At 46.7% G+C, this 10518-nt stretch carries 2 protein-coding genes; both read right to left on the bottom strand.

Annotated features, from left to right (window positions below; genetic code table 11):
- The coding region (locus V756_RS0116655) for a non-ribosomal peptide synthetase (protein WP_024715659.1) at positions 1-6636 on the bottom strand (6636 nt) is incomplete at its 3' end.
- A 27-nt stretch (positions 6637-6663) separates the two neighbouring features.
- The coding region (locus V756_RS0116650; RefSeq protein WP_024715658.1) for a non-ribosomal peptide synthetase at positions 6664-10518 on the bottom strand (3855 nt) is incomplete at its 5' end.

The following is a 10518-nucleotide window of genomic DNA, read 5'->3' as shown; positions in this document are numbered from 1 at the left end:
CATATCAACCAGCAATAGGTGCCGTTCATCTGATACTTTTACGATTTGGGCACGGAACAGCGGCGCTTGGCTGAGATCAAACGGTTTGATAAACGCGGCTGCCGCTTCCTGTTCGGTTTGTTCGCCGAGGAATGCCGTCTGTAATGTAAACGGCACCTCGGCATGGATACGCTGCATCGGCTCGCCGCCTTCATCCTGTTCAAAGGAGGTCCGAAGCGATTCGTGGCGCTTGATCAGCTCTTTGAAAGCCCTGTCCAGCCTTTTGGGATCAAGCTTCCCTTCCAGTTCTAATACAGCCGGCATATTGTAGCCGGTCCCTCCGTCCTCCAGCTGCTGAAGGACATAGATCCGCTTTTGGGCGGAGGAAACCGGATAGGTCTCACGCTGTTCCGCCGGTTTCATCGCTTCATATGGACTGTCCGTTCCTTCACGGATAACAGCAGCCAGCCCTTCTACCGTCGGATGGGCAAACACATCTTTCAGCGGCACCTGTACATCGAATTCTTTTGAGATTCGGGAGACAAGCGCCGTTGCTTTTAAGGAATGTCCTCCGCGGTCAAAGAAGTTGTCGTGAATGCCGACAGGGCCGTTTTTCAGGACGTCCTCCCATAACTGGGCAAGCTTTATCTCTGTCACATTTCTCGGCGCCGTGTATGTCTCCGCATCTGCAGCTCCGCCAGGAGCTGGCAGGGCGTTTCGGTCCAGCTTTCCGCTCGGCGTAACCGGCCACTGTTCCATCTCTATCAGATGGGCTGGAATCATATAGCCTGGCAGCAGTCTCTCAAGCTGCGCCCGCACTTCGTTTCCCCGGAGCCCTTCTATATAAGCGCATAATTCCGGCTCGCCGCTGTCTGTCCGTACAGTCACGGCTGCCTCCCTTATGCCTTCTATGCTTCTAAGCGCCGCTTCAATTTCTCCGGGCTCAATTCGGTAGCCTCTGATTTTGGCTTGATCATCCAACCGGCCGATGAATTCAATATTCCCGTCAGGGAGCCAGCGCGCCACATCCCCTGTTTTGTACATGCGTTCACCCGGATAAAACGGGTCCTCAAGAAAACGCTCTGCTGTTAATGCCGGCCGATTCAAATAACCTCTGGCAACACCCGCTCCGGCGATGTACAGTTCGCCGAAACATCCGGCAGGCAGCATCCGCTGCTTTTGATTGAGGATATACAATCTGGCATGATGAACAGGTTTTCCGATTGGAATCCGTTCAAGTTTTTCATGCAGCGGACAATCAAAGAATGAAGCTTCTACAGTTGCCTCCGTTGGTCCGTAGGAATTGGTTAGTGCAGTATTTGGAAGCAACTCGCAAAACCGGGAGACGAGATGGGTCCCAAGCTGTTCTCCACCGGAAAACACCCGCTTGAGTCCGTTTGTCTTAATCGGTACAGAGCGATATTTTATATGTTCTAAAAATGCATGAAGCATCGAAGGTACAAAATGCATAGCTGTGATCTTTTGTTCCTCTATGGCTTTCGCAATCACTTCAGGTTCTTTTTCGCCTCCCTGAGGAAGCAGATAAACAGAGGCACCGGCATAAGGCCACCAAAACAGCTCCCATATTGAAGCATCGAATGAATACGATGTTTTGTGCATAATCACATCTGAATGATTAAGCTGATAGCGGGACTGTAGGGAATTCAAAAAATTCAACGCTGATCGATGTTCAACTTCAACACCCTTAGGCTTACCGGTAGAGCCGGATGTATAGATGACATAGGCTAAAGATTGCGGGAGAACGTCCGCATTCGGATTGGACAAACGATGTTTCAGCCCGCTATTTGTCTGATTGAGATAGACAATCTCTCCTGCAAACGCCGGAACATGCAGGCCGGCAGACTGAAGCAGGAGAACGTTTGTACCGCTGTCCTCCAGCAGAAAGCCGATTCGTTCTTCCGGATAATCCGGGTCAATGGGCAAATACGCGCCGCCAGCTTTAAGAATGCCATAAATGCCAATCAGCATTTCAGGCGAACGCCGGCCTATAATGGCAACAGTCGTTTCAGATTTTACTCCTCGTCCGATCAGCTCCCAGGCGATACGGTTAGCCTGTTCGTTCAATTCTTTGTAGGTCATCGCTCCATCTTCAAAGATAACGGCCGTCTGATCAGGCGTTTTTGCTGCCTGCTTTTCGAGTGCATAGTGGAGCGTTTGATTCATCGGATAGCCTGTCCCCTGAACCGGATGGCACGCTTCAATAAACTCTCTCTCTTCTTCTATTGTTAAGATTGGAATGTTGTCCAATTCTGTTTCAGGACTGACAGCTGTATGTTCCACAAGGGTGGTGAAAAGGCCGGCCCACCTTTGGATGGTCGCTTTCTCAAACAAAGCTGTACTGTATTCAAACTGACAGAAAAGTTCGGCATCGTGTTCTGTTACATACAGGGAAATATCAAATTTCGATATTGGATGATGCAAGTCGCTCCATTGAAGCTGTACATCTTTCATTTTCAGCTTTTGCTGTTCCATATTCTGAAGGACAAGCGTTGTGTCAAACAGTGGATTCCGGCTCATTTCCCGCTGTACGCCGAGTTTATCCACAAGCTCTTCAAACGGATAATCCTGATGCTCATACGCTTCCAGTGCCGTCTGTCTGATTTCTTTCAGAAATTCTTCAAATGTCTTATTACCGGCCGGGCGTGTCCGGAGAGCCAATGTATTCACGAACATCCCAAGAACAGCTTCAAGGTCGGCATGGGGCCGTCCTGCGATAGGTGAACCAATCACAATATCATCCTGACCGCTTAACCGTGATAAAAAAGCAGAATACAAAGCGAGCAGTGTCATGTAAAGTGTGCTTCTGTTTTGATGGGCGAGCCGCTTTATGCGGACCGTGAGCTCTTTATCCATTTGAAAGGTTACTTTTCCGCCTGCGAATTGCTGTTCTGCCGGACGGCGTTTATCTGTCGGAAGCTCTAGTACAGGAAGGTCCCCGCTAAACTGCTGCTGCCAGTAAGTCTCCTGCTTTTGATACGAGTCTCCCTTTTTAAATTGCTGCTGCCAAACGGCGTAATCTTTATACTGGATCCGCAGCGACTTAAGCTGGCGGTTTGCATAAAGATCGGTGAATTCTCGGATTAGGAGCTGAACGGATACACCATCTGAAATGATATGGTGCATATCCACCAGCAATACATGCTTCTCGTTCGACACCTTTATAAGGCCCGCTCTAAATAATGGCGCCTGGCTGAGATCAAAGGGACGGACAAATCCTTCGATAGCTGTCTCTGTACTTAATGTAAACGGTACTTCAGTGTGAATACGCTGAACAGGCTCGCCATCTTCTCCGGATACAAAGGAAGTTCGAAGAGGCTCATGCCGACTGATTAGTTCTTTACATACAGCCGCCAGTTTAGCGACATCTAATATCCCTTCCAGTTCTAAGACCGCAGGCATATTGTAGGCGACACCCTCATCAAGCTGCTGAAGCACATATATCCGTTTTTGGGCTGAAGACACAGGATATGTCTCTCTTTCTTCTGCAGGTTCAATTGCCGCATACTGATTTTCCTCTGCACCTCGAATGATTGAAGCCAGATCTTCTACAGTCGGATGGGCAAAGATGTCCTTTAGCGGAACTTGCACATGAAACTCCTTAGCGATCCTCGACATAAGCACTGTTGCTTTTAACGAGTGGCCGCCATGGTCAAAAAAGTTGTCTTGGATGCCTATATGGTCATTATTCAGTACATCTTCAAATATTTGTGAAAGCTTCGCCTCTAACAGATTACGAGGGGCGGTATAAGGATTTCCGCTGATTGAAGCATCTGGCTCTGGAAGTGCTGCTTGATCTACTTTGCCGTTTGCGGTAAGGGGTATGCTGTCAACCCGTACCCATTTCGCAGGGATCATGTATTCCGGGAGCTCACTAGCCATATAGCGGCGTATATCTATTGCATCCAGCTTTTGTACACTGCAATAGTAAGCGCATAATTCATGTTCACCGCTTCGGTCTTGCCTGATGAGAATGGCGGCTTCCTTAATGTCCGGGTGGTTCATCAATGTGACTTCGATTTCTTGCGGCTCGATTCGATAGCCTCTGATTTTCACTTGATTGTCTGCCCGTCCGATATATTCGATGTTGCCGTCTTCAAGCCGTCTGGCCAAATCACCTGTACGGTACATAATTGCACCAGGCCTGAATGGGTCAGATAAAAATTTGTCGCGTGTCAGTTTATCGTGATTGACATAACCTCTGGCAACACTTGCACCGGAAATATAGAGTTCACCAGGTACGCCGCAGGGCTGCAGCTGTTTTTGATGATTCAAAATATATAGATCAGTACAGCCTATCGGTTTACCGATTGGCGGAAACTCGGGAATACGGTCCCCAGGATCAATGGTATACGTAGATACCACATGAGTTTCTGAAGGTCCGTAATGATTGTGCAGATGCAGGCCGCGCTCGCGCAATACGTCCTGAAAAAGCTCTGAAATTATTAATTGTTCTCCGGCTGCAATCAGATGTTTCACGCCATAAGGAAACGAGTTCGCAAATTGCCGTTCGCTGAAGATCATTTTGATAAAAGCAGTTGGGAGAAATACAATTTTTGTCTGGTGCTTGTTTATAAATGCAAACAGCTGCGGCACATCTCTTTTGATGGCTTCTGGCACGATGTGCAGTGTGCCGCCTTTCAGGAGCGCAGAAAATATTTCTTGATAGCAGACGTCGAAGGAAGGTGTCGCAAATTGCAGAACATCTGCTTCAAAGTCAATGCCGGAATGAGTATATTCGAACTTCAGCAAGTTAGCCATGTTTCGATGTTCAAATTGAACACCCTTTGGTTTACCTGTTGTGCCTGATGTGTAAATCATATACAGAAGATCGTCCGCATCGTTGACTGACTGTAGGTTACTGTCATCTTCTTGGCTTTCGAAATCCTCTGCATGAGTGATAGAGTAATTGTTTTCAAGCGATGAGGAAAGATGCGCTTGTGAAACAAAATGCGAACAGCCGCAGTCATTTAGAATATAACTGATTCTGTCAGCCGGATAATCCGGATCAATCGGAACAATGGCGCCGCCTGCCTTTAAGATTCCAAGAACGCTGGTGATAAACGCCGCAGAGCGCTCCATTATTAACGCAACAGGCTCCTGTCTCGCAACACCTTTCATTCGCAATTGCCGCGCTAATTTGTTAGCCGATTTGTTCAGTTCTCTGTATGTTAATGAGCAGGCTTGATCAATTACAGCATAAGCATCCGGTGTCTTTTCCGCTTGCTTTTCAAACATAGCATGGATGGTTTCGCAAACTGGTGTGTGATCTGCGATTTTTCCAATCAGCTGCTGCTTTTCATAGTCTGTCGTAATATCGATTTCTGAGGGTGAAAGATTCGGATTATTTAAGATTTGTGATACAGCATTCAGAAGATGCTCCTTGACTGAAAGAACAAAAGACCGATCATGCTGTTCAGCATCATAGCTCATTTTCACATGGATTTCTTCTCCTGGCGCCACCATAAGATAAAAGCTGTAGTTGGTTTCATCTGCCACAGTGAAGTTATGAATCTGAAAAAGATCAGAAGCATGTTCCTGTTTGTTCAGCATCTGAATCTCTTGCTGCACCGGATAGTTTTCAAATACGAGTATATGATCAATCAGCCCTTGCTTAACCGCTGAACGGGTTTGAATCTCATATAAAGGGTGGTAGCTGTATGCTTCAGCGGCAAGACGGTCTTTTTGCATATCTTTTATGAGCTGCAGAAATGACGTTTTTGCCCCCTGCACCCGAACCGGTATCGTGTTAATGAAAAGACCGACCATATGTTCAATGCCTTCGATTTCCGCGGGCCTTCCTGAAATGACAGAACCGAATACGGCGTCATCATTATTATTATATTTTTGAAGCAGAATGCCCCAAATGGTATGGAAAATCGTACTGAGTGTTACTTCTTCTCTTGCCGCAAGCTCCGAAAGCCTGCTGCTTTCTTTCTTAGAGAATGAAAACGCAACGTGTTCCTGCCGGCTTCTCCCCTTTGTTTTTTTCTGCTTCGGGAGTATGGTTTGCTGTTCATGACCGGAAAGATAATGTTCCCAATATGAAACTGCCTGCTCTTTGTCTTGCTCCATCAGCCATTTGATATACCTTCCATATGGCTGGACCGGCTCAAGTGATATAGCGGATTCGTTTACGTAAGATGCGTAAATATGGAGAAACTCCTTTAACACAATGCTGAGGCACCAGCCGTCCATTATGATGTGATGAAAGGTCCAAATACAAGTGTATTGGCCCTCTCCTGTTTGAATCAGAGTGATGCGCATAAGCATATCTTTTTGCAACTGAAACCCTTGAGCCCGGTCCTCTTCTTTCAATTGCTCGATAAACTGTGACTGCTTCTCTTCGTTTAAATGCGTGATGTCTTTTTCCTGTACGATGACATTCCGTTCTCTCAGGACAACCTGCTGGGGAGATGAAACATGTTGACTGATAAAAATCGTTCTGAAAATATCATGTCTTGCTACAAGAGCATTGATGCTGTTTTGAAAATACTGCGGGTTGACTTTCCCTTCTATTGTGAAAGAAGCTTGTTCGACATATGCTTGTGAATCTTTTTGCAGGAGGGAATGGAAAAGCATCCCTTCCTGCATGTAAGACAGCGGATAAATATCCTGAATTGAATTCGCTTTTGTCATGTTCATGTCTCTCCCTGTCATGATTTTCTACAATTCTTCCACCAAGCTGGATATACTGTCCAAATCCTCTGTCGTTAATGATTGACTGCTAAAATCGCTCAGTGTCTTTTCTGCTTTCTGTTTACCGGCGCAGTGTTTCATAATGTCCAGCAAAAAGTGTTTGATCCTGTTGATAAGCTGCTCCATTGTGTGTCGATGAAAGCGGGCTGGCGGATAACTAAGATTGAAATGAAGCTTTTTGTCTGCCGCCATAGCACTCATCTCGATGACTTGCTCACGCTTCCATGTAAGAGTGATATCCTTTCCGCTTCCAAGACTTGATGGGCGGAAACTACCCTGCCTTTCTATGTCATTGAACTGGCCCAAATAGTTAAAGCTGATTTCAGGTGTTTTTGAAAACGTAATGCTTTTGTTATCAGGGTGTGTGAGGTATTTCAGCATACCGTAACCCACCCCTTTGTTTGGTATCCGGCCCAGTGTATCTTTAACGGTTTTTACTGCGGTTCCAAGCTCATCCCTATGATTTTCAAAGCTTATGAGGGCCGGGTACATGGATGTAAACCAGCCGACCGTCCGGCTGATATCTAACTCCGGTATAATGTGTTCTCTTCCGTGTCCTTCCATAGCGATTCGGAGCTTCCTTCCGCCTGCCCATTCACAAATCGCCAAGGATGCCGCGGTTAACAGAATATCTTGTGTATCTGTGCCATAGGCGTGATTGACGTTTTGCAGCAAAATGTCAGTGTCTGCTTCAGAGAGTGAAAAGCTTACCGAGTTCCTCTTGCCGCAGTCGATGTTCTCTTGAAGCGGCATTTCATATGGCAGTTCCGCAGCTTGCTGTTCTTCTGCACTTCGCCAATACGCCTCTTCGCGAATCAGCTTGGTGCTTTGGGCGTATTCCTGAATCCGTCTGGCGTATTCTTGATAGGAATCAGTTTTAGGCGGAAGCTGAATCGCCTGGCCAGAAGACGCTTGTTGGTACCCTGCTGACAAATCCTCGAGCAAAATCCGCCATGCCACCCCATCAACGACAAGATGATGGATCGCAAGGAACAAGTAATCTCCGGTCAATGTTTTAAACCACGCGGCATGTAACAATGGTCCTTCCTGCAAATTGATGCTTTGCTGAAGATCTGCAACTTCTTGTTTGATTTGTGTTTCCCAACCGCCTTCTGTCTGTGAAAGATCAGATATTCTTAAACGATATAGCTGTGATTCATGTATGCTTTGGTTGATTTGAACCCACCGCCCGTCATCGTTGCGATAAACCATCCGAAGCGCATCATGATGCTCCGCCAGTTTTTTTAAGGATGCTCTAAGAGCGTCTTCAGACAAACGGTCAGAATGGAAAAGCATGACAGACTGATTGAAATGGTGTCGTTCTTCAATATCTTGTGAAAGAAACCATTGCTGAACGGGCGTCCATGGAACATCTCCTTCAACTGGTCCTTGTTCTATGATTCTTTCTGTCTTACGGATAAATGGTGATACGTCTTTTATCTTTGGATGACGGAATAAATCACTTACCTGCAGGCTTAGCCCGTGGCGCCCGAGACGTGCAGAAACTTGAAGGGCTTTGATTGAATCTCCGCCCAATTCAAAGAACGAATCCTCTATTCCGATCCTCTGGATGCCTAGAACCTCCTGCCAGATCAATGCCAGCTGCTCTTCAAGTTCGTTGCGTGGCGGGACGTACGTTTGTTTAGATGCAAAATCTGGCTCAGGCAGTGCTTTCCGGTTCAATTTGCCGTTTGATGTGAGCGGAAGTGTATCCATTTCAATGATGTACGCCGGAATCATATAATTTGGCAGTGAACGCGCAAGAAGAGATCGCACTTGTTCAGCGTTCGTGCCTGCTTTTACACTGATGTAGCCAAACAGCTCTTTGCTCCCTGTCTGTCCTGTACGCGCCAACACAGCCGCTTCTTTGACCCCATCTATTAGGCGAAGCGCTGATTCAATTTCACCCAGCTCCACCCGATAGCCTCTGACTTTTACTTGATCATCAATACGGCCAGCGTACTCAATTGTGCCATCGGGAAGCCAGCGCGCCAGATCACCTGTGCGGTACAGTCGATCGCCAGATGCAAATGGATTTGGGATAAATTTCTCTCTCGTTAAATCAGGACGGCCCAAATATCCTCTGGCGACGCCATCTCCGCCGACACAAAGTTCGCCAACAGCTCCGATCGGCTGCAGCATTCCCCATTTATTTAAGATATAAGCGGTGGAATTACCAATCGGCCGCCCGATCGGAATGGAAAGTTCATATGTTTTTTGAACATGGAAACATGTCGAAAAAGTTGTATTTTCGGTTGGCCCATATCCGTTCCATACCGATACTTCCGGGCAGGCATTTCTGATTCGATTGACGTGGCTCACCGACAAAGCTTCCCCGCCAATAATCAGATGGTTCAACTGTGAAAATGTTGTCTCATTTTGCTCTGTCAAATGATTGAATAGAGAAGATGTCAGCCACATCGTTGTGATCCCGTGATGTTCTATGTATCTCTTCAGCTGATGGGGATCGAGAAATGCCTGTTTCTCGGACAGGTGCAAAGCTGCCCCATTTAGCAGCGGTCCAAATATTTCAAATGTCACACCATCAAAACCGATTGATGATGTCATGAGAAGACGGTCTGCAGGTGTAAATGCAATATAATTGCTGTTTTTAACAAGGCGAATGACACTTCGCTGCTCAATCATGACACCCTTTGGTTTACCGGTTGATCCAGAGGTATAAATGATATGAGCGAGCGAATGCGGCCCTGCTGAAGATTCAATGTTCTTTGTTTCTCCTTGCTTTTGAATGTCTTCGATTATGATTTGTTCACATTCAATGTCTAATAGCCGTTTGTCGATTTTTTCAGATTGAAGAAGGAATGTCGCTCCGCTGTCCGACAGGATGTAAGCTATTCGCTCAACAGGCAGATCAGAAGCGATAGGCAAATAGGCTCCCCCGGCTTTCAGAATACCCAGCATTCCGGCTATGAGTTCTGGCGTTCGTCCTGCCAACAAGGCTACGACTCGATCGGGACCGACTCCCTTTCTCTGTAGAAGTGAAGCAATTTGATTTGCCCAGCTGTTCAGATCCGCGTAAGTTAACTCTTGTGTATCGCTGACAATTGCTATGGCATTAGGCGTTTGTTCCGCCTGCATTTCAAAGAGTCTGCTGATGGTTTCATTTCTTGGATATTCAATTTTTGTACGATTGAGCTCATGGATAAGGTAATGGGTCTCATCCTCATTCAGTATATTTATTGATCCGAGAGCGGCTTTGTTGTCTTGGATGATGGAGAGTAACATATTGATGAAATAGTGAAGCCACTTTTCTATCGTTTTTTTCTTATATAAGTCCGTACTAAATTCCATTTGGAACGTCAGCAAACCGCGGGGCTGTTCGTGAGCATACAGGGTTAAATCAAATTTTGACGTTTGATGCCCATTGTTTGCTGCAGGTTTTAGATGTAATTCATCCAAATGAATCGATTCCTGATCCATATTTTGAAGAACAAACATCACGTCAAACAGCGGATTCCGGCTCATATCCCGCGTCACTCCAAGCTTATCGACAAGCTCTTCGAACGGATAATCCTGATGCTCATAGGCTTCCAATGCTGTGTCGCGCACTTCCTGCAAATACTGCACAAACGGCTTCCCGCCCTCCGGGCGTGTCCGCAGCGCCAGCGTGTTCACAAACATGCCGAGTATCGGCTCAAGATCCTTGTGCGGACGGCCGGCAATTGGCGAGCCGACGATGATATCCTCCTGTCCGCTTAAGCGTGACAATAACGCGGTGTAGGCCGCAAGGAGCACCATGTACAGTGTGCTTCCGTTCTCCCGTGCCAGCTTGTGAAGCCTTGATGCTGCCTCTTGATCAAG

It is taken from the genome of Bacillus tequilensis KCTC 13622 (assembly GCF_000507145.1).
Lineage (GTDB): Bacteria > Bacillota > Bacilli > Bacillales > Bacillaceae > Bacillus > Bacillus tequilensis.
This window is presented reverse-complemented; position numbering and strand designations above follow the sequence as displayed.